The 21,776-nt window shown below is 52.0% G+C and carries 22 protein-coding genes; 10 read left to right on the forward strand and 12 right to left on the reverse strand.

Annotated features, from left to right (window positions below):
- Positions 1-100: 100 nt before the first annotated feature.
- Positions 101-562, reverse strand: coding sequence for a cyclic nucleotide-binding domain-containing protein (locus tag BLP45_RS02435; RefSeq protein ID WP_176754635.1), 462 nt, complete (start codon positions 560-562; stop codon positions 101-103).
- 277 nt (positions 563-839) lie between these two features.
- On the opposite strand from BLP45_RS02435, the gene BLP45_RS02440 reads away from it, so the two are divergent.
- From BLP45_RS02440 to BLP45_RS02450, 3 genes are all read left to right on the forward strand, one after another.
- Positions 840-1,163: an ElaB/YgaM/YqjD family protein gene (locus tag BLP45_RS02440; RefSeq protein WP_090369475.1), complete on the forward strand. Its 324-nt coding sequence runs from the start codon at positions 840-842 to the stop codon at positions 1,161-1,163.
- 199 nt (positions 1,164-1,362) lie between these two features.
- Positions 1,363-2,397, forward strand: a complete 1,035-nt coding sequence (locus BLP45_RS02445) for an SGNH/GDSL hydrolase family protein (RefSeq protein WP_090369476.1) — start codon at positions 1,363-1,365, stop codon at positions 2,395-2,397.
- An 87-nt stretch (positions 2,398-2,484) separates the two neighbouring features.
- Complete coding sequence (locus BLP45_RS02450) at positions 2,485-2,802, forward strand: DUF1840 domain-containing protein (protein ID WP_090369478.1); 318 nt, start codon at positions 2,485-2,487, stop codon at positions 2,800-2,802.
- A 336-nt stretch (positions 2,803-3,138) separates the two neighbouring features.
- Here BLP45_RS02450 and BLP45_RS02455 read toward each other — a convergent pair whose 3' ends face one another.
- Both BLP45_RS02455 and BLP45_RS02460 read right to left on the reverse strand, forming a co-directional pair.
- On the reverse strand, positions 3,139-3,960 hold the full coding sequence (locus BLP45_RS02455) for an FxDxF family PEP-CTERM protein (protein WP_090369480.1): 822 nt from the start codon (positions 3,958-3,960) through the stop codon (positions 3,139-3,141).
- A gap of 427 nt (positions 3,961-4,387) precedes the next feature.
- Positions 4,388-6,481 carry a hybrid sensor histidine kinase/response regulator gene (locus tag BLP45_RS02460; protein ID WP_090369482.1) on the reverse strand — a complete coding sequence of 698 codons (2,094 nt, stop codon included), beginning with the start codon at positions 6,479-6,481 and terminating at the stop codon, positions 4,388-4,390.
- Positions 6,482-6,828: 347 nt separating this feature from the next.
- Between BLP45_RS02460 and BLP45_RS02465 the strand changes: the two genes are divergently transcribed.
- From BLP45_RS02465 to BLP45_RS14290, 5 genes are all read left to right on the forward strand, one after another.
- Positions 6,829-7,839: a sulfate ABC transporter substrate-binding protein gene (locus BLP45_RS02465; protein WP_090369484.1), complete on the forward strand. Its 1,011-nt coding sequence runs from the start codon at positions 6,829-6,831 to the stop codon at positions 7,837-7,839.
- A 404-nt stretch (positions 7,840-8,243) separates the two neighbouring features.
- Positions 8,244-8,831, forward strand: a complete 588-nt coding sequence (locus tag BLP45_RS02470; RefSeq protein WP_090369998.1) for a BON domain-containing protein — start codon at positions 8,244-8,246, stop codon at positions 8,829-8,831.
- A gap of 51 nt (positions 8,832-8,882) precedes the next feature.
- Positions 8,883-9,101: a CsbD family protein gene (locus BLP45_RS02475; RefSeq protein ID WP_090369487.1), complete on the forward strand. Its 219-nt coding sequence runs from the start codon at positions 8,883-8,885 to the stop codon at positions 9,099-9,101.
- A gap of 91 nt (positions 9,102-9,192) precedes the next feature.
- Entirely contained in the window at positions 9,193-9,597 is a 405-nt protein-coding gene (locus BLP45_RS02480; RefSeq protein WP_090370000.1) for a hypothetical protein, read from the forward strand.
- Between the two features lie 190 nt (positions 9,598-9,787).
- Positions 9,788-9,937: a lmo0937 family membrane protein gene (locus BLP45_RS14290; RefSeq protein ID WP_143002376.1), complete on the forward strand. Its 150-nt coding sequence runs from the start codon at positions 9,788-9,790 to the stop codon at positions 9,935-9,937.
- Between the two features lie 159 nt (positions 9,938-10,096).
- Here BLP45_RS14290 and BLP45_RS02485 read toward each other — a convergent pair whose 3' ends face one another.
- The 5 genes from BLP45_RS02485 to BLP45_RS02505 all read right to left on the reverse strand — a co-directional run bounded on the left by BLP45_RS02485 (position 10,097) and on the right by BLP45_RS02505 (position 14,959).
- Positions 10,097-10,735 (reverse strand): SRPBCC family protein, encoded by a 639-nt coding sequence (locus BLP45_RS02485; RefSeq protein WP_256327667.1) that lies wholly within the window; start codon positions 10,733-10,735, stop codon positions 10,097-10,099.
- 129 nt (positions 10,736-10,864) lie between these two features.
- Positions 10,865-12,427 (reverse strand): glutamine-hydrolyzing GMP synthase, encoded by a 1,563-nt coding sequence (gene guaA / locus BLP45_RS02490; protein WP_090369490.1) that lies wholly within the window; start codon positions 12,425-12,427, stop codon positions 10,865-10,867.
- A gap of 169 nt (positions 12,428-12,596) precedes the next feature.
- Complete coding sequence (guaB, locus tag BLP45_RS02495; protein WP_090369492.1) at positions 12,597-14,057, reverse strand: IMP dehydrogenase; 1,461 nt, start codon at positions 14,055-14,057, stop codon at positions 12,597-12,599.
- 145 nt (positions 14,058-14,202) lie between these two features.
- Positions 14,203-14,535, reverse strand: a complete 333-nt coding sequence (locus BLP45_RS02500; protein WP_090369494.1) for an RnfH family protein — start codon at positions 14,533-14,535, stop codon at positions 14,203-14,205.
- The gene (locus BLP45_RS02505; RefSeq protein ID WP_090369496.1) at positions 14,522-14,959 is read right to left on the reverse strand and encodes a type II toxin-antitoxin system RatA family toxin; all 438 of its coding nucleotides are present in this window, start codon (positions 14,957-14,959) and stop codon (positions 14,522-14,524) included. The genes BLP45_RS02500 and BLP45_RS02505 overlap by 14 nt, the downstream gene beginning before the upstream one ends.
- Positions 14,960-15,167: 208 nt before the next feature.
- Between BLP45_RS02505 and smpB the strand changes: the two genes are divergently transcribed.
- Positions 15,168-15,611: an SsrA-binding protein SmpB gene (smpB, locus tag BLP45_RS02510; protein ID WP_090369497.1), complete on the forward strand. Its 444-nt coding sequence runs from the start codon at positions 15,168-15,170 to the stop codon at positions 15,609-15,611.
- 237 nt (positions 15,612-15,848) lie between these two features.
- Complete coding sequence (locus BLP45_RS02515; RefSeq protein ID WP_090369499.1) at positions 15,849-16,859, forward strand: COX15/CtaA family protein; 1,011 nt, start codon at positions 15,849-15,851, stop codon at positions 16,857-16,859.
- 479 nt (positions 16,860-17,338) lie between these two features.
- Here the strand turns inward: BLP45_RS02515 and ccmI are convergent, their stop codons facing one another.
- From ccmI to BLP45_RS02535, 4 genes are all read right to left on the reverse strand, one after another.
- On the reverse strand, positions 17,339-18,664 hold the full coding sequence (gene ccmI, locus BLP45_RS02520) for a c-type cytochrome biogenesis protein CcmI (RefSeq protein ID WP_090369501.1): 1,326 nt from the start codon (positions 18,662-18,664) through the stop codon (positions 17,339-17,341).
- On the reverse strand, positions 18,661-19,110 hold the full coding sequence (locus BLP45_RS02525) for a cytochrome c-type biogenesis protein (RefSeq protein ID WP_256327669.1): 450 nt from the start codon (positions 19,108-19,110) through the stop codon (positions 18,661-18,663). The genes ccmI and BLP45_RS02525 overlap by 4 nt, the downstream gene beginning before the upstream one ends.
- Positions 19,111-19,211: 101 nt before the next feature.
- Positions 19,212-19,736, reverse strand: coding sequence for a DsbE family thiol:disulfide interchange protein (locus BLP45_RS02530; protein WP_090369504.1), 525 nt, complete (start codon positions 19,734-19,736; stop codon positions 19,212-19,214).
- The gene (locus BLP45_RS02535; protein ID WP_090369506.1) at positions 19,733-21,775 is read right to left on the reverse strand and encodes a heme lyase CcmF/NrfE family subunit; all 2,043 of its coding nucleotides are present in this window, start codon (positions 21,773-21,775) and stop codon (positions 19,733-19,735) included. The genes BLP45_RS02530 and BLP45_RS02535 overlap by 4 nt, the downstream gene beginning before the upstream one ends.
- Position 21,776: the final 1 nt, after the last annotated feature.

Genomic DNA, 21,776 nt, shown 5'->3' on the forward strand with positions numbered 1-21,776 from the left:
AATTTGAAATCCCACGGTTAATTGCCGATGTTTCCGGTCAGCGCATGAGTGGAGATTTAGGTCGACCCAGTTGATCCCGATGAGGTCGATGCTTATGCGGTTATACGGTATTTATCGGGGACGGAGAAGTGCCGATTATCGAGATGCCGGCGCCAAGAGTCGGGGATAGGTTGCACATTGTCGTGTGAGCAATCTTGGCAGTCAGGCTTTGAGTGTAACGCTGAAGCAAGTAACGTAGCGGACTGCCAAGCTCGAATTCTTTTCTTAAATTCGCTGCTTTAAGACGGTAACCATAACCGCCACATTGCACCACTGCACGGTTTGGGGTGGTTTTTCTCCCCATAAGCATGGCAATGCCGAACAATCCTTCATTACCGATAACGGCAATCTTCGCCGACTCTCCGCCATCCGAGATGGAAAGCAGGGAAATAATACTGGTAGTTGGGAAATATACGAGGTCTATTTCGCCGCCATTTTCGTACACTGCCCATCCTTGCGGCAGGGATACAAGTTCAAGGCATAGTTTCAGGCGCTCGTAAACCTCTTCAGGGAGAGCAGCCAAAAAAAGGTTTTGTTTAGGGGTGTGAAGATATGGCATTGCGTCCTCGCTTTTTCCAATTCCGATTGACGATCTATAATCGCTGACAAGTAAATAGCTTTGACCGACGGCGTGCAGACGAGTAAAGCATACGGTGAAGTTGATGCCGCGTATGTGCGTTGCCAGACAGACGATCCTCCGAAAGACCGGGAAGATAAATAACAGAAGTTGAAAACCGAAGCTGAGCGGGCGCTATACGCGTGGATGTATATTATTTATTTGTATTGATATGGAGGAAACGATGACCAGATCTGCCGCGAGAGAGAGCAAGGAAAAGCTTATCAAAGATTTTCACTCGGTTATTACCGATACCGAGGAATTGATGAAATCCGTGAGCGGTGAGAGTGGAAACAAGGCCCAGGTTTTGCGCGAGAAGATCGAGCAGAACTTAAATCTCGCCAAGGATTACCTTCAGGATTTCGAGAATTCCGTAGTCGACAAGTCCAGGAACGCGGCGCGAATAACCGACGATTACGTCCATGAAAATGCCTGGCGCACCGTTGGAATTGCAATTGGACTTGGGGTCTTGATTGGCCTATTGATCAGGAACCATGATGATCGATAGATTTTCAGCGTGGGTAATCCCCTATAAAAGATACCGGTGAGGAGCGGCATCGGCCCGCGAGCAGCGAGCAACGATATATCTTATATCAGAGTGTGAAAAGCCAGTTTCATTTGCCATTACCGCGCTGACGCAAAGAATAGTTATCAAGGAATTCGGTTTCTGTCGTCCAAATAAGTCAAATAAATCTAGGAGATCGATCATGAAAACACGAGTGCTTTTCGTCGCGCTTTTTGCGCTACTGACAGGAGGTAGCGTTTCGGCGGCACCCTTCGGCAGCCTGTATGCTTTCGGCGATAGTCTGTCCGACGTGGGAAGCAGCCCTTCCGCCGAGATGAGTATCTATAAGATATTGGCTAATAATTGCGATCCTTCTCATTCCTGTCCTCCCTACTTCGAAGGACGCATTTCCAACGGGCCAGTCGCCACGGAGTATCTGGCAGGCTCTCTTTTTCCGGGAGGAGTGACTAGCGCAAATTTTCACAGCTATGCGGTAGGGGGCTCCACGACAGGTATTGGAAACATTGGCGATGGAGGCACTGCGACTGAGCCGGGAGACCTGCTTCCGATTCCCGTCCCGGGCATATTTCCCCTGCCGGGCATGAAGGGGGAATTGGAACAATATATGGAGGACTCCGGCGGGCACGCCGACTCCAATGCGTTGTATTTTGTATGGGGGGGTGGGAATGACTATCTGACAAACGATTCTCCCATTATGGCTGCCCGGAATGTCAGTGGATATGTGGGTGAGCTGGCGGCGGCGGGTGCAAAGCATATACTTGTGCCGAATCTCGGGGACTTGGGCCAGACGCCCTTTGCCAGAACCCAGGGAGATGCCGTACAGACTCAGGCCCAGGCCTTTTCTCTCAGTTTCAACGAGGAATTAGCGAGCCAGTTGGGAACTTTGAGCGCACAGTTTCCCACTACCGACATTTTTCAGTTCGATACCTACTCTTTCCTGAATGGAGTCATTGCAGATCCCCTCAGTTACGGGTTTACGGATGTGCAAAATGCGTGTCTGGCAGTATCTTGCACCGATCCTGGCAGTTTCCTTTATTGGGACGACTTCCACCCTACCACCTATGCGCATTCTGTCATTGCGTCGGGTCTCGCCGCTGCCGTGCCTGAGCCTGGGATCTTCGCCATGTTCATTGGCGGTCTGTTCGTCCTTGGTATTGCCGCCAGCAGACGGCGAGAGGTTGAGCAACCTTGCAATCTCGTCGGACAAATCGCATAACGTCGGATCACACTTGGGGGTAATTTTTTACCGTCAACGTTCCCGCCGGTTTACACGGAAAGGAAATGGCCTCTTGAGGACATTCATATGCTCATAACATTCACATGCGACGCCCATGCCGACATAACGATGTTTGGCGATGTCGGGCAACGGCTGCTGAAAATGATGGGGCACAGCGGAACAGTACCCAGCGCGATACTGGCCGAGGATGTCCCGGCGGCGCGTGACAGTTTAAAGCGCGCTATTGAGATAGAAAAATCGGCGGCGGCCGACCCATCCGGAAATATCCAGGACAAGGATATCAATGATCAAACTGTGAGTCTGGCATATCGCGCTTTGCCTTTAATTGAATTACTCGAGGCAGCCGCCAAAAAAAATTGTGATGTGATGTGGAGACAAAAGTAGGTCCATGGCTGCACGCGGCTAGCGCCAGACTCGTTTCCGGGGATACGGTGGAAGTGGCGCCAGTACTTGCACATGAAGGATAAGATGACTGTGTACCCAGGTAAGCGTACGGAAAACAATTTGCAATTTGCATTATTTTTATGTGGTTCACCGAACAGAGCGTCTCTCTGGAATAACGAATACTGCCTCTGGGTGTCGTTCTTTCCCTCCCCTTGAAAGGCGCCCCGGTCCGGTAGCGATAGCATCGCTCCGGACTTTCTTCTTTCATCTTTCCCTTATGCCTGAACGCGGTTTCACGGACGAAAGCTTACGCTAAAGAAACCGGCGGAAAAAGCGTCAGAATACGGTGTGATTATTTGCTAGGGCTTTGCCATTGCGCCTCTTGACGATTGCGCCCATCAAACCCAGGCCGGCCAGGAGCATGGCATAGGTTTCCGGTTCGGGTACGACGCCCGTCACCAGGGTGCCCGTAACGCCATATCTGGTCATAAGATCGGGATTGGCTGTATTCTGAGCAAGATAGTCGGCGCCGCCTACGAACACCGAATAATCACCCGCTGCCAGGTTTGAGAAGGTTTTTGAAACCACGTGATCAAGCGTCCCATCGGAGTCGAAGCTCGTGCCATCGGAGGCATGTCCGATATACCTGAAAAAACTCAAGCTGGCTGGCATGGACATGCCATTAAGATTGCCGGGATCGTTGCCAATCGACCAGTCGTTCAACGCTCTGAATGCGCCCTCGGTATGGCCAGGACGGCTAGCTAGCGATATATTCGCACCATCATAATCCGCAGGTTGCGGAGCGATATGCGCAAGGCCCTGGTAGAGCGAAAATGCGGGTATCAGTCCCAGTTGCGAAGTGGAAACGTTGCCGTGATGGTCCGTGACTGGAGAAGTCGCCTGTTTGAACGTGAGCGAAACAGTGGCAGGCTCATCCAGGGTGAAGCGATAGGCGCGCAAATTGTGGCTGTCGCCGAAATCGGAATCGGTTCCATCGATCCAGCCATAGTTACCGGTCGTTGCCTGGTCCGAGACGGTGGATATGGCGTGGATATCACTAAAGGTGCCGAAATTACGGCTGCTGTAGCCAACGTGGGCGTTTGCGGGCAAGGAGATCGTGCCGGCCAGAAGAAATGCGTATCCAAGTGTTTTTTTCATATGGAAGTTTCCCCATTAACGTTAAAGATAAGAAAATAAAAACATCGCTATCGGCATATTCAACAGCAATACCGATGCGTCCGAGTATTTATTATTCATATCATTAAATCAATGTGGCATATTGTCACATGTGTCATATTGTCGCAGGATCGATGCCGGAACGCGTTACGCCTATGGTGGAAAAATACGCTTTCAGATTGAGATCTAATGACGAAACATTAGATCAATAGGAGAAATACCAGGAATAAGGGCGCGCTTTTGCTGAATCAGGAATGGAGAGTTGTGCCGTACCAGGTAGAGTAATGGCTGCATGCCTGGGCTTGGCAGCTGTCGCCCGAGTTTATGTCGTCGTAATACACATGCGTTCGAGTAAACGAAGTAATGACAATATACTTTACGGTGAATTGGCGATTCAGGAATGCCCCGGCTAAGGCTTGGCAGGTTCTTCCTCTTGTTCCAGCAGTTTGTCAATTGCGGCAACCAGTTCCTGCGGCTCGACCGGCTTGGTAAGATACTCCTGATAGCCGGCAGCCATTGCGGTGATTCTGTCTTCCAGGCGCGCAAATGCCGTGAGCGCGATCGCCGGGATCTTGCCGCCGCGTTCGGCAGGAAGGCTCCTCACCTCTCGAATGAATTGATATCCGTTCTTCTCCGGCATTCCGATATCGCTGATAATGACGTCCGGCTTTTCGGTCCCTAAAAGTTCCAATCCTTCCCTTGCAGTTCCGACAGCGATTACGCTCGCTTGACAGTGAATCAATATTTGTTTGATAAGATCACGGGCGTCTGGCTCGTCATCAAGCACTAACACTTTTATCCCGGGGAGCAGAAGATTCGCTCTGTCGAAGGGACTCCGCTTCAGGGATAAAGGCTCCTTTTTTCCATTAGTACTCAAACTCACGGCGGCAAGCGGCAGGTTGACGGTGAATGATGCTCCTTTACCCATCCCAGCGCTTTCCGCGCGAACTGTTCCGCCATGCAGTTCCACCAGTTGCTTGACGATGGCGAGGCCCAGACCCAGCCCGCCATACTGTCGAGTCAGCGAAGGATCGGCCTGCCGAAAGCGATCGAAAACATAGGGCATGAACTCCGGTGAAATACCCATGCCCGAGTCGTTGATCTTGATTTCGAGGTACGAGCCTATCTGCTCAACGACAACTTCTATTCTGCCACCCTTGGGGGTAAATTTTATCGCATTGGAGAGGAGATTCCAGAAGACCTGCTGCAGCCGGTTGGAGTCACCCGATATCGGACTCACCCGCCGGTCAATTGATTTTTGCAGGATAATGCCTTTGGCTTGAGCGGTGGGGTTCACTGACTCAACTGCTGCTTCGACCAGGCTGGCAATGTCCAATCGCTGCATATCGAGCCTGACTTTTCCGGAGATGATGCTGCTCATTTCAAGCAAGTCCTCGATGAGCTTATTTTGTGCCCGAGCATTTCGCTCGATGGTTTCCAGGCCCCGGCGAACGTCCTCGTTCTTCATGGTTCCGCTCAAGATGAGCTGTGCCCACCCCAGGATTGCATTCAGCGGTGTGCGAAGTTCATGGGAGAGCGTTGCCAGAAACTCGTCCTTAAGTTGACTGGCCCGCTCCGCCTCATTCCTGGCGATGCGTTCCTTTTCAAGCAGCTGCCTCTTTTCCGCATCTGCCAGAACTAATGCTTCACCGAGTTCCGCCACTTCATTGTTCGTGGCTTTGCCGTAACGGCTGGGTCGGATGCCGCGGGTGATGCCGGCCACCTGACGTCCGAGTTCGGCCAGAGGCAGCAGTATTCCGAGACGGGTATACAAAACGATAACCACCGTAGCAAGGAGGGCGATGAAAATGAGCACCATCTCGGACATGAGGAGGCGCTCAAGTCGGGCCAGCCCGATGTTTGATTCCGCTTGCATGCGTTCATTGAACAAATCCCTGAATTTCTGGATTGGCGCCATGATGCTGGCTTTTTTGGCGCTATAGCCCTCGCCAAACAATAAGCTTATGGCGAATCCCCGGTTGGGCGCGCGGCGTACCGTAAAATTTCCTCGCCCGTCGTCATATAGGCCTTTCAGGGCCGCGAATGCTTCTCTTTCCACTTCGACCAGCCTGTCCGAATTTATCTTTGCTTCCTGCAACAGTGCAAATTCTTCCTCCTTAAAATTTTCCCTGCGCAGCATTTCCAGTAAAGGAACCGTATCGCCCCGGTCGACGGTAGGAACTTTTCCCGCGGCGGCAAGGTGCCAATAGGTGGCGGAATAATTCAGCGGGCGTGGCCGTTTGCCCTCGCGGATATCGAGTATGTAAAAAAAATAATCCTTATAGAGCGGATCTCCGGTGATCACGTAATTGCGCGCCATATTGGTAAGATCCTCGGAGCTTTGAAGTAGCTCATCGGCAAGCAGGATTGCACGGAATCGCCGGTGTTCATTGCTGTTAATGTTGTCTCGAATGCTCAGCGAATGAAATACCAGCATTCCGATGCTTGTCAGCAGGAGCGCGAGGGCCACGTTGGAAAATTTGGTAAAGCTTTTTATATTCACCCGTATCGTTCTCCCTTTACCGGACAATTTCGTATTACAGCTAAATTCTATACATGGCGGGTCTTGAATTGGCATTTTTCCAACAGGCCTGGGTCTGACCCGGCGTCTGACCTTCGTTTTCAGCCCGGCGCCTGACCTGCAAGGCTTCTTACGCCACTTGACCTTCTTTTCTTTAGGATGCCGTTATAAAGAGTGGGTTACATACTCTGTCCCAGCGCACGCCGCACGGGGATTGTCCCAGAAAGGCATGAAATTTACGCAATTTCTTCATTTTCATGCAATGCTGCTGAAACAAAAAAAAGCTAAATTCCCATCCTGGTTATTACTTTAACGTAGGAGGAAATGAAATGCATTCATATCGCTCCCGTCTTGTGTTTGCGGTTTTCGTAATTCTGCTTAGTTTGGGTGCGGCGGCCGCAGCCCTGCATATCTCTTACAGCAATCATCCCGATCCTGCCTGGGAAATGTACGAGGACTTCAATAAGGCATTTGCCAGACACTGGAAAGCACGATCCGGAATTGACGTTACAGTCAAGCAGGCACAGAGCAAATCGGGCGTGCCCATTCATGCTGCCATAGACGGACTTGATGTGGTTACCCTTGCCTTGTTCTATGATCGAAATGCGCTAAAAGAAAATAGCAGGTTCGCACTGCCTGATTGGCAGGAGCCTATCCCGCAGAACTCGCCCTATACTTCGACCGTTGTATTTCTGGTACGCAAAGGTAACCCGAAGAAGGTGAGAGATTGGCATGACCTCGCACGGCCCGGTGTCGAATTGATCACCCCCAATCCAAAGACTTCAGATAACGCCCGTTGGAATTATCTGGCGGCATGGGGCTATGCGCTCAATCAACCCGGGGGCAGTCAAGCGAGCGCACTCGAATTCGTCAAGAAATTGTTTGCCAACGTCAAGGTGCTGGATTCCGAGACCCGCAGCGCGATGACGACCTTCATCGAGCGTGGCATCGGCGATGTACTGTTGACGTGGGAAAACGAGGCCCACCTGGTTGTCAGAGGACCGGATGGGGATAAGTTTGAGATAGTTACCCCGTCCCTGTCAATCCTGGCCGAGCCCACAGTCAGCGTGGTTGACAATGCAACCGATCAGGGCGGTGCGAGCGAGGTCGCTAACGCTTATCTCGATTACCTCTACACCACGAAAGCGCAGGATATCGCGGGCAAACATTATTATCGCCCGCGTGATGAGAAGATTGCGGTGAAATATGCAATGCAGTTTCCACCCCTCGATCTCTTCACTATTGACGGGGTCTTTGGCGGTTGGAAGGAAGCGCGGAAGGTGCATTTTTCCAATGGCGGAGTTTTCGACCAGATTCAGGCGCAACTCGTGCTTAAATAGGCCCGATACTCTCAGCGCGGGCTGATAGAAGGGGTGCGAAACGCCGCAAATCCAAAGTGCTTTCGTAAATTCCATGCCCTGCAAATTCTAATCAAGGCGTCCGCGTTTCGGTAGCTCGCAGACCAAGCTACGGCCTGCGAGCCTTTTATTCCCATTTAGCCAACAAAGCGTTCCACGGAGCTGCTCAAACGTCCGGAACTGGCGTCCTATGGCCTGCATCGGGCCGCAGCCAGGCAATTCAACGGTACCACCTTTTTTCTAATTATGTACGCCAGCGCACTGAACAGTTACCGGAAAAAGGAAGATTATCATAACTGTGGATACTGGTACCGAGCAGAGCGTGAGCCCAGCTCTGGGGCGAACCACGGCGGATTTTATTTCACTTCTACATGGAGAAAAACAGCATGAATATGCACAATAAATTACTTGTTTTGACCGTAACGCTCATCAGCGCGCTCTCCATTGCAGCTTGCGGAAAAACCGAGGAGAAGGCGGCTACACCCGGAGCGCCCAAACCCGAGGCTGAAACGACGGTGGGTACAACGATTGATGATAGCGCCATTACCACCAAAGTGAAATCCGCATTGCTCGCGGATGATGTTGTCAAGGGTCTGGATATCAAAGTCGAGACAAACAAGGGTGAAGTCCAACTTAGTGGCTTCGTGGACAACCAAATTCAGATAGATCGCGCGACGGCGGTTGCGAGAGGGGTCGATGGTGTTAAAAATGTCATTAATAATATGACGTTAAAGGCTGCCACCACCTCCGCAGGTGAAAAAATCGATGACGGAATCATCACCACCAAGGTCAAAGCCGCGTTGCTCGCCGAGGGGAGCATCAAGAGCACTGATATCAGTGTAGTGACACGCGATGGCGAAGTTCAGCTCAGCGGCTTTGTGGAGAACCAGACTCAGATTGACCGGGCGGCCGACGTGGCGCGAGGAGTCGAGGGTGTAAAGAATGTCATCAACGAAATGAGCATCAAGAAGTAAAACACAGTTGCTGGTATTCGATCAATTAATCATAACCCGAGGAGTAAAAAAATGAACTGGGATCAAGTGGAAGGTAACTGGAAACAATTCAAAGGTAAAGTCAAGGAGCAATGGGGACAGCTGACTGACGATCATCTTGATACGATTGCGGGCAAACGCGACCAGCTCTCAGGGAAAATTCAGGAGTCGTATGGAATCAGCAAGGAAGAGGCGGAGGAGCAAATTTCCGATTGGGAAAGAAACCAGAAGGATGTGTATCCTCCGGTTTAAAGCGGAGCGGCATGTTGCAGATGCGACATGCCGCGAAATATCGCCGGTCAATACGATAAGCATACACAAGCGCAAAAGATCGAGGGAAACCATGGGCAAATTCAGTGTCATCGTGTTCGCGGCTGGCTTTGCCTTCAGTTCCGGGACGATGGCAGGCCAGCATATGCCGAAGGATGTGTATGAAGCTGAGAAGGACCGCATAGAACGTGAACACAAGGCGGAAAAGGAGCGCTGCGATTCGCTTGCTGAAAATGCAAAGGATATTTGCCTGGCTGAAGTGAAGGGCAGGGAGGAAGTCGCAAAGGCCGAGCTTGAAGCCAAGTATGAACCCTCAAAGGAAAACCGCTACAAGGCGCGCGCTGCAAAAGCGGAGGCTGACTACGCGGTGGCTAAAGAAAGGTGTGACGATCAGGCAGGTAATGCAAAAGATATTTGTCTGGAAGAAGCAAAAGCTGCGGAAGCCGCTGCAAGGGCGAATGCCAAGAGAGCGAATTGAAGCAGCTAAAGCGCTTCGCGGCGAAAGATGTGCCGCGTGGAAAACGAGGGAGGCCTAGGATGTGCGGCTGCAACGATTGCAGGCTGTCCGAATTTTAAAATTACATGGCACAAGGAGCGCGTTTAAGTGGTGGCCGTGGCAAGTTAATGTTGGCGGCTTTGATCGCCGATAACCATAAAAGGTAAATATCATGCTCTACACTATCGCTGTTGTTTTGGTCATCCTGTGGCTGCTTGGACTGGTGAGCTCATATACCATGGGGGGCTTTATACACATTCTTCTGGTGATCGCCATCGTGGTTGTCCTGCTGAGAATCATAAGCGGACGCAAGCCATTGTGACTGCTTGGGGATTACTGCTCTCCATCTATCGGCATTATGAAAAACGGGGAACATCAGTAACTTTGCGACCACCGATGTTCCCCATCACGGGTTCTCTTACCCTGGGTAATCGTATCAACCTCTGAATCAAAGAGCCCCTTCACTGAGTTGAGCAGTTTATCATCCGCTGGTAATTATCAGCCGCTTCCTTCTGATTATCTCATTTACTATTTCCTGAAATTGCTTGCGCGCTTCGCTCTCGATGAAAGCCGATCCTGCAAGTCTGATGATCCATGCACCAGGGACGATATCCGCATGGTAGATAATGCGTGTGTGGTTGCCCTCCGGCAGCAATTGCGTCGTCTCTTCCATTTTGCGCATGCTGCCGCTGATCATATACTCCTGAATTTTCTTAAAAGGAGATAGATTAACTTTTCTTACTGATTCAAGTGAAATAGTAAGAAATCCATATTTTTCTATCCCATTTTGTGCCACGTGGACGCTATTCCCTGACCGGTCGATAACTTTACTGGACTGGATGCTGGAAATAAAGTTGGGTATGTTATCGAAGTCCGTCAATACTGCCCACGCCTGCTGGGGCAGAACCGGAACGGTAAACGTGGCGTCCACAGTGATCTGTTCACCGTCGTTTTTTACTTTAACCTGAATGTCGGTATTGTAGTGCTCGACGATTTGTGCAGCTGAATTTACGGTCGGGGCTTTCTCGTTCCCGGATGGTTTTCCCCCTTCGGCCAGTACTGGCTTACCGAGAAACAGTATTGGCAGAAGAGCGGCGGACGTGGCAAGAATTATCTTCATCAAAACGTAGAATGGTTTTTGGGTTAGACCATGCATAAAAAAGCGGTGCAAGAGGTTGATCGCATAAACACCGAATTCAATATCTAATGGCTATTCTCGGTACTTCTGAAAACCTGGCAGTGATAAAGTTCATTCCCACTCGATGGTCGCCGGTGGCTTGCCCGAGATATCGTAGACCACCCGATTGATGCCGCGTATTTCGTTAACGATCCGATTGGAGACCTTTGCCAGCAGCGTATACGGGAGCTCCACCCAGTGCGCAGTCATAAAGTCTTCTGTTTGGACCGCCCTTAATGCTATCACATAGTCGTAGGTGCGCCCGTCTCCCATTACTCCCACTGATTTTACCGGCAGGAAGACGGCAAAGGCTTGCGAGGTCTTTTCATACCAGCCGGAAATGCGTAATTCTTCAATAAAAATCGCGTCGGCGCGCCGCAGCAATTCGGCATATTCATGCTTCACTTCGCCAAGAATGCGCACCCCCAGACCGGGACCCGGAAAAGGATGACGAAATACCATGTCGTGCGGCAAGCCCAGCGCCAACCCAAGCTCACGCACTTCATCCTTGAATAATTCACGCAGAGGCTCCAGCAATTTCAAATGTAGCGTATCCGGTAAACCCCCGACATTATGGTGCGATTTGATGGTATGGGCATTTTTCGCTTTACCGCCGGCGGATTCAATCACGTCCGGGTAAATCGTTCCTTGCGCAAGCCAACGGGCATTAGAGATCTTGATGGCTTCATGCTGAAATACTTCGACAAATTCCCGCCCGATAATACGGCGCTTTTGTTCGGGGTCGGCGACACCGTGCAGGTGCTTGAGAAACTCCCCGCTGGCATCGACATGGATGACTTTTACTCCCAGATTTCTGGTAAAGGTTTCCATTACCTGCTTCGCCTCGTTTAGGCGCAACAGGCCGTTGTCCACGAATACGCAAGTGAGTTGTTTTCCGATGGCGCGATGAATGAGCGCTGCCGCTACCGATGAATCAACGCCACCGGACAGACCGAGGATAACTTCATCTGCTCCCACTTCCGAACGAATCCTGCCGATCGCTTCCTCCATGTAATCGGGCATGTTCCAGTCATGGCCTGTGCCGCAAATTTCATGTACGAACCGCGCGATAATGGCCTTGCCCTGCAGGGTGTGGGTGACCTCCGGGTGGAATTGCATGCCATAGAATTTGCGCGTCTCATCGGCTATGGCAGCGTTAGGTGTGGCGGCATTGCTTGTCATGACTTTGAAACCGGGGGGGAGCCTGGTGACCTTGTCGCCATGGCTCATCCATACATCCAGAACCTGTTGACCTTCCGCACCGGTGCGGTCGTGAATATCCCGAAGCAGCACGGTCTGGCCTTCCGCCTGCACTTCGGCATAGCCGAATTCACGCACTTTGGAAATTTCAACCCCGCCACCCAGTTGGGCGGCCATGGCCTGCATGCCGTAGCAGATACCCAGTACGGGAACACCCAGCTCGAACACAATCTGCGGGGCGCGCGGGGTTTCGTCTTCTGCAACAGAAGCGGGGCCGCCGGAAAGAATGATGCCTTCCGGCGCAAGTTCTTTAATTAATTGCGGGCTCATGTCATATGGATGAACCTCGCAATAAACGTTCGTTTCCCTGACTCGGCGGGCGATCAGCTGTGTATATTGGGAACCAAAGTCGAGGATGAGTATTTTTTGATGCATGATCCTAAATCCGGCCTGTAGCGATCTCACCAAAAAACATAAAGATCAGGGAATCAGAAGTTGTAGAAGTCAAAGCCTTTACTGAATAATGAGCAATCAACTGCCGGATTCAGAAGTGAAGCGGCAGTGTCGGAGATTGATACTTGATAATAACAAATCCTTGCGCCGCCTATTCCAGGTGATAGTTTGGCGCCTCCTTGGTGATCTGCACATTATGAACATGGGATTCGCGAACGCCGGCGGAGGTGATTTCGATGAACTCGGCCTTGGCGTGCATCTCCTCGATTGTTTCGCAGCCGAGATAACCCATGCCTGAGCGTACCCCCCCCATCAGCTGATGGATGACGGCGATAACGCTACCCTTGAAAGGAACCCGGCCTTCCACGCCTTCCGGCACCAGTTTCTCGGCGTCTTGCTCGGCCTGCTGGAAATAACGGTCGCTCGAACCTTGCTGCATTGCGGAAAGCGATCCCATGCCACGATAGGTTTTGTAGGAACGTCCCTGGAAAAGCTCGATTTCTCCAGGTGATTCCTCCGTGCCTGCAAAAAGTCCACCCAACATTACCGAGTTGGCTCCCGCAGCGATTGCTTTGGCGATATCTCCCGAATAGCGGATGCCACCATCGGCAATCAGGGGCACGCCGGTTTTATTCAATGCGTCAGACACATTCCTGATTGCGGTAATCTGCGGCACACCTACGCCGGCGACAATGCGCGTGGTGCAAATTGAACCGGGGCCGATGCCGACCTTTACGCCATCAGCTCCCTGGTCTACCAGCGCCCTGGCGGCGGCAGCGGTGGCAATATTGCCGCCAATCACCTGGATTTCGGGAAAGCGCTTCTTTACCCATTGCACCCGGTCCAGCACACTCTGCGAATGGCCGTGGGCGGTATCCACAACGATCACATCCACGCCCGCTTCGGCCAACGCTTCCGCGCGTTCCTCACTGCCATCCCCGACGCCTATCGCTGCGCCGACGCGTAAACGCCCCAGATCATCCTTGCACGCATTCGGATGCTCTGACGTCTTGATAATATCTTTCACTGTGATTAATCCGCGTAACTCGAAATCGCTGTTCACTACCAGTACTCTTTCCAGCCGGTGTTTATGCAACAGCGCCATCGCTTCTTCACGCGTGGTGCCTTCGTTGACGGTCACGAGCCGCTCTTTCAGCGTCATGATATTTTCGATCGGTTGATCAAGATTGGTTTCGAAGCGTAGGTCCCGGTTGGTGACGATGCCCACGACTTTTGAACCTTCCACCACCGGCAAACCCGATATCTTGTATTTGTGGATGAGATTAAGCACTTCCCGCACCGTCATGCTTGGGGGAATGGTGATGGGCTCCTTTACTACGCCGCTTTCAAACCGTTTGACCTTGGCGACATGCGCCGCCTGAGACTCGACCGGCATATTCTTGTGGATGATGCCGATGCCTCCTTCCTGAGCAATGGCAATGGCAAGCCGTGCGTCGGTAACGGTATCCATGGCGGCGGAAACCAGCGGGATATTAAGGGAGATTGTGCGAGTTAGCCGAGTAGTTAAATTAACATTGCGCGGCAAAACGACGGAGTGTGCGGGAAGTAGCAAAACGTCGTCGAAAGTCAGAGCTTTTTCCACCAGTCCCATGTGTTGATCCTCACAAAGCGGTATTATAGCGAAACCCAGGGATTGCGGAAAACGGAAAATGGCCGTACGACCAGCACGTCATGGGACAGGATCGCGGCTCACGCAATAATCATCCAGATATTATTTGTTTTCTCGCTTTGATTCTTCAAGTCCGGCAGATTGCTGGATTTTCATTTTTCTTCATCCCGCCCGATTCTTTTGCCCGTCTTCTACGACTCTCTTTAGGGTCGACAGTTAAAGGCCGGTAAATTTCCACGCGATCACGACTGCGCAGGATCGTGCCAGGTTTAACCAGTCTACCGAATATGCCCAGCTTATTTCGTGAAAGATCAATTTCCGGAAAGGTGCTGAGGATTCCGCAAGCCTCTACAGCTTGCTGCGCTGTTGTTCCCTCCGGCAAGCTTAATGGCAGCACCATCTGATTGTCCGGCAGTGCATAGACGACTTCGATCTCGATTGTCCGTTCATGAATGCCCATAAACTTCTTCCGCACGTTTGATGAATGCTTCCACAAAGCTGTTGGCGATAATGAAAAATACCGGACCGACCAGTTTTTCCAGAAATATGTGGGAGAACGTGTAGTGCAAACGAAACTCTATCTTGCAGGCGTCTTCCGCGAGGGGAATAAAACGCCAGTGACCATCGAGATTCTGAAACGGGCCGTCCAGCAATGTTATTTCAATCAATTCCGGCGGCCGCCGGGTATTTTCGGTAGTGAAACTGTGTTTGATGTGATGATAGTCGATCATGATAGTCGCATGAGTGACGGATGCGTCCTGTGGGCTCACTGATGAACCACCACACCATGGCAGAAATTCGGGATAATCTTCGACCGCATCCACGAGGGCGAACATCTGTTTCGCGGAATAGCCAACCAGTACTGATTTTTCTATTTCAGCCATGAGATAAATTGCCTGATCCGCAGAGACAGCATTTGAATCTTAATCCAGCAGCTGACCGCTCATTTTTCAGTTTAATGCAATGATCCAAAAGGACTTCTGTCATCACTCGATCTTCGTCTTTCCAATGGGTTCGCCACGGGGCGGATTCAGGTTAAAGCTGTTAAAATACACGAAACCGCCATGGAACTCACCTTTTTTCTTCCCTTACATGAGTATCGTTCAGAATAAGAAAGCCTTTCACGATTATTTCATCGAAGAGAGATACGAAACCGGCGTGGTTTTCGAAGGTTGGGAGGTCAAAGCGATTCGCGCTGGGCGGGTACAGATAAAAGAAGCTTACGTCATCATCCGAAATGGTGAACTGTTTCTCATCGGCTGCCATATCAGTCCCTTGCTGGCGGCATCCACCCATATCAATCCAGATCCGGTCCGCACGCGCAAGTTGCTGTTACATTCCGATGAAATTAAACGGCTCATTGGTAAGTCGGAGCGCGCCGGCTACACCTTGGTGCCGCTGGATATGCACTACAAGGCAGGAAAAATCAAGCTCGAAATCGGTTTGGCCAAAGGTAAGAAGCAGCATGACAAACGCGAATCCGAGAAGCAGAAAGAATGGATGCGCGACAAGCAACGTCTGATGCGCGTGAAATAAACCCAGATAATCTATAGGCGGCTCTGCGGCCTACCCGAATGGATTATCTGGGTGTAGCAAGCAGTACCGTTCATACCGCCGGAACTGGCAGGCAGCGGGTTCACAACATGGCCTTGCTGGTTTGATCTGGATTCCGGGTCAAGCCGGAATAACGGATTTCATGGTATTTCTCGCCGGCCCAATCGTATAGGTTTATCGTATATCGTTAATTTTTGTTTATAACCGCCTATTTTTATCATGCAAAGATCAATTGCTGTCTGGTTGCTGGTTTGCTGCGCCCTGGTGTTTGCCATAGTGGTTGTGGGCGGCGTCACGCGGCTTACCAATTCCGGGCTTTCCATCGTCGAATGGCAACCCATTATCGGCACCATTCCGCCGCTCAGTCAAAGTGATTGGGAAGAAGTTTTCGAAAAATACCACCAGACGCCGCAATACAAAAAAATTAACCTGGGCATGAGCCTGGAGGAATTCAAAGCCATTTTCTGGTGGGAGTATTTTCACCGGCTGCTGGGGCGTGTCATTGGATTGGCTTTTTTTATTCCGTTTTTATATTTTATTGTTAGAAAAGAAATCAACCGGCCGCTGGGCCTGAAACTGGCGGGAATTTTCGTGCTGGGTGGCTTGCAGGGTGCCATGGGATGGTACATGGTAAAAAGCGGGCTGGTGGATAACCCTCACGTTAGCCAGTATCGGCTTACAGCCCATTTAGGACTTGCCATCGTGATTTATGGCGCAATGCTGTGGGTGGCGCTGGGTTTACTTTTCCCTGGCGGCATATCGCACGGGAACAGCAGATTACGAAGCCTGCACCGTTTTTCCATTGCTCTTACCGCCCTGATATTCGTCATGATTTTATCGGGCGGTTTTGTGGCGGGCATTCGGGCAGGCCTGGCTTACAATACTTTTCCGTTGATGAACGGTCACTTCATCCCGCCGGAAATATTCATGCTGGAACCATGGTATCGCAATTTTTTCGATAATATGGCGACGGTGCAATTCGATCACCGCATGATTGCCTGGACGCTGGCAATCCTGGTTCCGATTTTCTGGGTTAAATCCAGGGACCTGCCTCTTCCCGGCTCGGCGCATCTTGCGTGCAGCCTGCTGTTGCTCATGCTGGCCGTGCAGATAGGTCTGGGGATCGCCACATTGCTGCTGGTCGTCCCTCTGCCGCTGGCGGCATCTCACCAAGCGGGCGCGGTGCTGTTGTTTACCGCTGCTATTTGGGTAAATCACCAGCTACGCTGATTAAAAACGACAAGATAGCCGCCATGCCGCTGCTCGTCGTTGCATAGAATAACTATGCGCCTCCCCACGCCTTGCCTGATGACAATCTCGTCGTTTTTGATGGTCCATATAGGGGTAGGGCGTCAATAAGCAAAGCGAATTGCGCGCATGAGATGACCGTTAAGCTGGGGGGCAGCGGGTCATTAAACGCTCACAGCAGGCAAAAAGATATTTGTTTCACGAGCAAAGTGTAACGATTAAGCATAATAACAATCGTCACGGTATTGAGGGGCCTATGCGGCGCAATGCGCTTCGCTTATTGGCGCCCTACATTTTTGCTAGCAGCCTGCCGGCTTGAAGAATCGAAGCGAAAAAATGATCGGGAGAGGACAGATTCTGGCGATTTTGAAGGCCAATAGCTACTCTATTGGCCGAAAAAGCGCGAAATATGGACCGGCCAAGCGCTTTTGCAGCCGGTTTCCTTTAAGTCCGACAGGCTGCTAGGGTAGTTGCTGATCAATGACGACGTTAATGCCCTTGCTGCCCACCCTGGTTGGTTCACTGAGGCCCTGCAGGTCGCCGCTTTGTGGCATGGGAGATCCCGATTTGGAGATTCTGGCACCGACCACCACTTCATTTGAAAAATTGGATAGCTGTATCCCCGACCTGGCCATGGAGTCGTTCAGCGAGAAAGTTGCCGGTAAGTCCTTAACCTGCAGGCGCAGAGTCGCGAGCGGAGCTTTAGGACCCGTTTTGGCGCGAGCAAAAACATACAAGCTATCATTGGGGGACGCTTTGCCAGCCAGGGCAGGGCTTAACGTCACTTTTCCGGAAAGTGTGCCGTCGCCCGATGCCGCAGCAGCCCCTGCAGCCGCCACTGATTCCGGTTTATTCCCGGTGGGCGGAGGATTCTGGCCGCTTGGCGCCTGATCCTGCGTCCTTGCCAACGTGCTGCCTTTTCCTGAAGCCAGCGATTTCGCTTCGGCAATGCTGCTGCTGACGGATCGTCCCAACTCGGACTCTGCCGGAATAAGCGCCAGCAACTGCTCCCAGTACGCTGCCGCCTGGGTGAACCTGTTCTGTTCAAACTCGGCTGTGCCCGCCAATGCCAGCGCCTTGGGATTTTTAGGATCGAGACGCAACGCCTTATTGATCAATTCCAGGGGTTTCCCCATCAGGCTGCCATTATTCGTCATCGCCACAATGTCAGCATAATCGGTTAGTAATTCCGCGTTTTCCGGCACTAAAGCAAGTACCTTCTCGTACGCTTCCTTCGCTTCATTGAAGCGCTGCATGATGGCATAGGTTCTCCCAAGCATGATCCAGCCTTCCACGTCGTCCGGCTGATCCCTGAGACGCGCGGTGAGATTGTCCAGTACCGACGAGAAATTCTGATGCCCCCCCTCGTCCGGCATGCCGGACATCGGCATCTGTTCGACAGCCGGCTGCGGTGCCAGCGCCCGTGTATTGCCCAGCCAGAGATAAAGCGAAACCGCCAGAAGCGGCAGCGCCAGCGCCACGAGCGCTATGGTTACAACATTGCGGTTGCCCCCAGCCGCCAAAGTGCCTGTCATAGACTCCCCCTCGGGAATATCTTCCAGCATTCGTTGCTGCAGTTCCCGCTTGCTTTGTTCATATTGCTCATGCGTTAGAATATCGCTGTGCAAATCGGCGTCAAGTTCGGCTAACTGATCGCGATAAATATTGACGTTGGTCGTGTCACGCGCAACACCAGCTTGATGATCCTTTTTTCTCAGCAACGTCGGAAGGACAAACAGCAGAGCGCCGACAATAAAAATGCCGACAACAACCCAAAATGACGTCATGCGTTGTTACCCTTGCCTTCCTTTAGCAAGGCTTCGGCCTGCTGGCGTTGCTTCTCGGATAGCGCCGGTTCTTCGATCTGTCTACGGCGGCGGCGCTTGAGGTAGAAAATCAGGAATACCGCCCCTGCGGCAAGAAAAATGAACGGACCGAACCACAATAACATGGTTGTGGGTTTAACCGGCGGGCGATAGAGCACAAACTCGCCATAACGTGCTACCAGAAAATCGACAATCTCCTTGTCGCTTTTGTTGTCTTTCATCTGCTCGCGGATTTCGCGTCGCAGATCGTTGGCAAAGTCCGCCCGGGAACCCGCCAGTGATTCGTTCTGGCACACGAGGCAACGCAAATCTTCAGATAGCTCAATCATGCGCCTCTCGATCTCCGGGTCCTCGGCGACCGGTGCGGCTTCTCTGGCCCAGCTTGAAGGCAGCACAAGCATCAACATGAGCAAGAGGGTAAATCTTTTTATGCCGAAAGAACCTTTCTGTAAACCGGAGCGCTTTTGGCGATAGCGGGAGATTGACGATCCGAATAAAGACGACAGACTCATCCTTGCAGTTCCCTCACCAGCGGAAGAATTTTTGTTTCCAGCGCTTCCACCGTTACAGGGCCGATTTGTTTGTACCGGATCACACCATTCTTATCGATGACATAAGTTTCCGGCACGCCGTAGACGCCATAGTCTATGCCTGTTCTACCTTCCGGATCCCTGATGCTGACGGTGTAAGGGTCGCCGAATTGTTTCAGCCATTGCAACGCCAGGTCCCGCTCGTCCTTATAGTTGAGGCCGTAGACCGGAACGATGCCGGATCTCGCTAATTCGACCAGCAACGGATGTTCTTCGCGGCAGGAAACGCACCATGAAGCCCACACATTCAGCAGCCATACCTTGCCCAGATTATCCTTTGACGTAAGTGTTTTTTCTGTTTCGTGCAATTGCTGCAACTGGAAATCAGGAGCCGGTTTTCCAATTAATGGCGATGGAACCTCGCGCGGATTGAGATTAAGGCCAATCAGCAGAAAAGCAACAAGCACAAGGAACGCTACCAGCGGCAGCAGAAAACGGGTCACGCCTTTTTACTCCGGGCAATCAATGGAGGTACGGACGGTACGGAGACCGCGCCTGCAACCGTCGTGCCCCTGATTCTCTTGTCATCGACAGCCTGGCGTTTTTCGCGTACGGCCAGGCGATAACGCCGATCGGATACAGCCAGAAAACCTCCCACCGCCATCAATATGCATCCAAACCAGATCCAGTCCACAAAGGGTTTGTGATAAACCCTTACCACCCATGCTCCGTTTTCCAGTGGTTCACCCAAGGCAACATAGAGGTCGCGAAGCACGCCCGTGTCTATCGCGGCTTCGGTCATGGCCATGCCGGAAGCGGTGTAAGTTCGTTTTTCAGGCTCCATGGTACGGATTTTCTCGCCGTTACGTAGCACCTCCAGCTCGCCAATATCGGCCATATAGTTCGGCCCCGGTGCTTTTTTCACGCCATTGAAACGGAATGTATAGCCGCCCACTTCGACTGTATTGCCGACTTCCATGCGTACGTCTTTTTCGGTTTCGTAACCACCTACCAGCGTTACGCCAATAATGAATACCGCTATACCCAGATGCGCAAGATGCATGCCGTAATAGCTGCGCGATTGCGAGGAAAGTTTCGCGAACAGCCCCTTCTTGCCACTGCTCAGCAGCCGATGCCGCAGGTTGACGGCCATGCTGGCAATGACCCAGAAAGCCAGCAGCAAGCCAAAGCTGACAAACGGTTTCCACTCGCCCATGAGGAACGGCATGACCAGCGCGGTTACCACGCTCACGGCGAAGGCCCAGCGCAAACGCACCACCAGGTCTGGCAGGCTAGCCTGTTTCCAGCGTGCAAGCGGGCCTACCCCTATCAGAAAAATTGCCGGCGTCATCAATGGCACGAATACAGCTTCGAAGTAGGGCGGGCCAACCGATAATTTACCAAGGTCAAGCGCATCGATGATCAGCGGGTAAAGGGTGCCCAGCAGGACGCTGCCGGCCGCTACCATCATCAATAAATTATTGCCAAGCAACAACGATTCTCTCGACAGCAGTTCAAACTTGCCGCCCAATCCAATCTTGGGTGCCCGCCATGCAAACAGCAGTAACGAAGCGCCGATGACGACGACCAGGAATGCCAGGATAAATATGCCCCGCTTGGGGTCGGTGGCGAAAGCGTGCACGGATGTCAGCACGCCGGAACGAACGAGGAATGTGCCCAGCAAACTTAATGAGAAGGCACAAATTGCCAGCAATACGGTCCAGCTTTTGAAGCTGCCGCGTTTTTCGGTTACCGCCAGTGAGTGAACCAGCGCGGTTCCCACCAGCCATGGCATGAAGGACGCGTTCTCCACCGGATCCCAGAACCACCAGCCGCCCCAGCCCAGCTCATAATACGCCCACCAGCTGCCAAGCATGATGCCGATCGTAAGGAACGACCATGCGATAGTGGTCCATGGGCGCGACCAGCGCGCCCAAGTCGCATCCAACTGCCCGCTGAGGAGTGCGGCGATGGCGAAAGCAAACGCCACCGAAAATCCTACATAACCCATATAAAGCATGGGCGGATGAAATACCATGCCGGGATCTTGCAGCAGGGGATTAAGATCGCTTCCCTCCATCGCCCCTGGCAGCATGCGGTCGAAGGGGTTGGAGGTAAACAGCATGAACAGCAGGAAACCTACGCTTACCAGTCCCATCACGCCCAACACGCGCGCTACCATATCATCCGGCAAGCGGCGGCTGAATACGCTGACGGCGACCGACCACGACGCCAGCATCAATACCCATAATAGCAGCGATCCCTCGTGCGATCCCCAGGTTGCCGCAAAACGATATTCCACCGGTAATCTTGAATTGGAGTTTTGGGCGACGTTTATTACCGAGAAATCATTATTGATGAATGAATAGGCAAGGCAAAAGAACGCAATGGCAATAAATACAAATTGCCCTTGAACCACCGGCCGGGCCAGCGCCGTCCATGAGGAGATGCCGCGGGCTGCGCCGATAATGGGCAATGTGCCTTGTATAAGTGCCAGCAGCAACGCGAGGATGAGAGCGAAATTACCGAGTTCTGGGATCATG

Origin of the sequence: Nitrosospira sp. Nl5, from assembly GCF_900102495.1 — a bacterium.
Taxonomy (GTDB): Bacteria; Pseudomonadota; Gammaproteobacteria; order Burkholderiales; family Nitrosomonadaceae; genus Nitrosospira.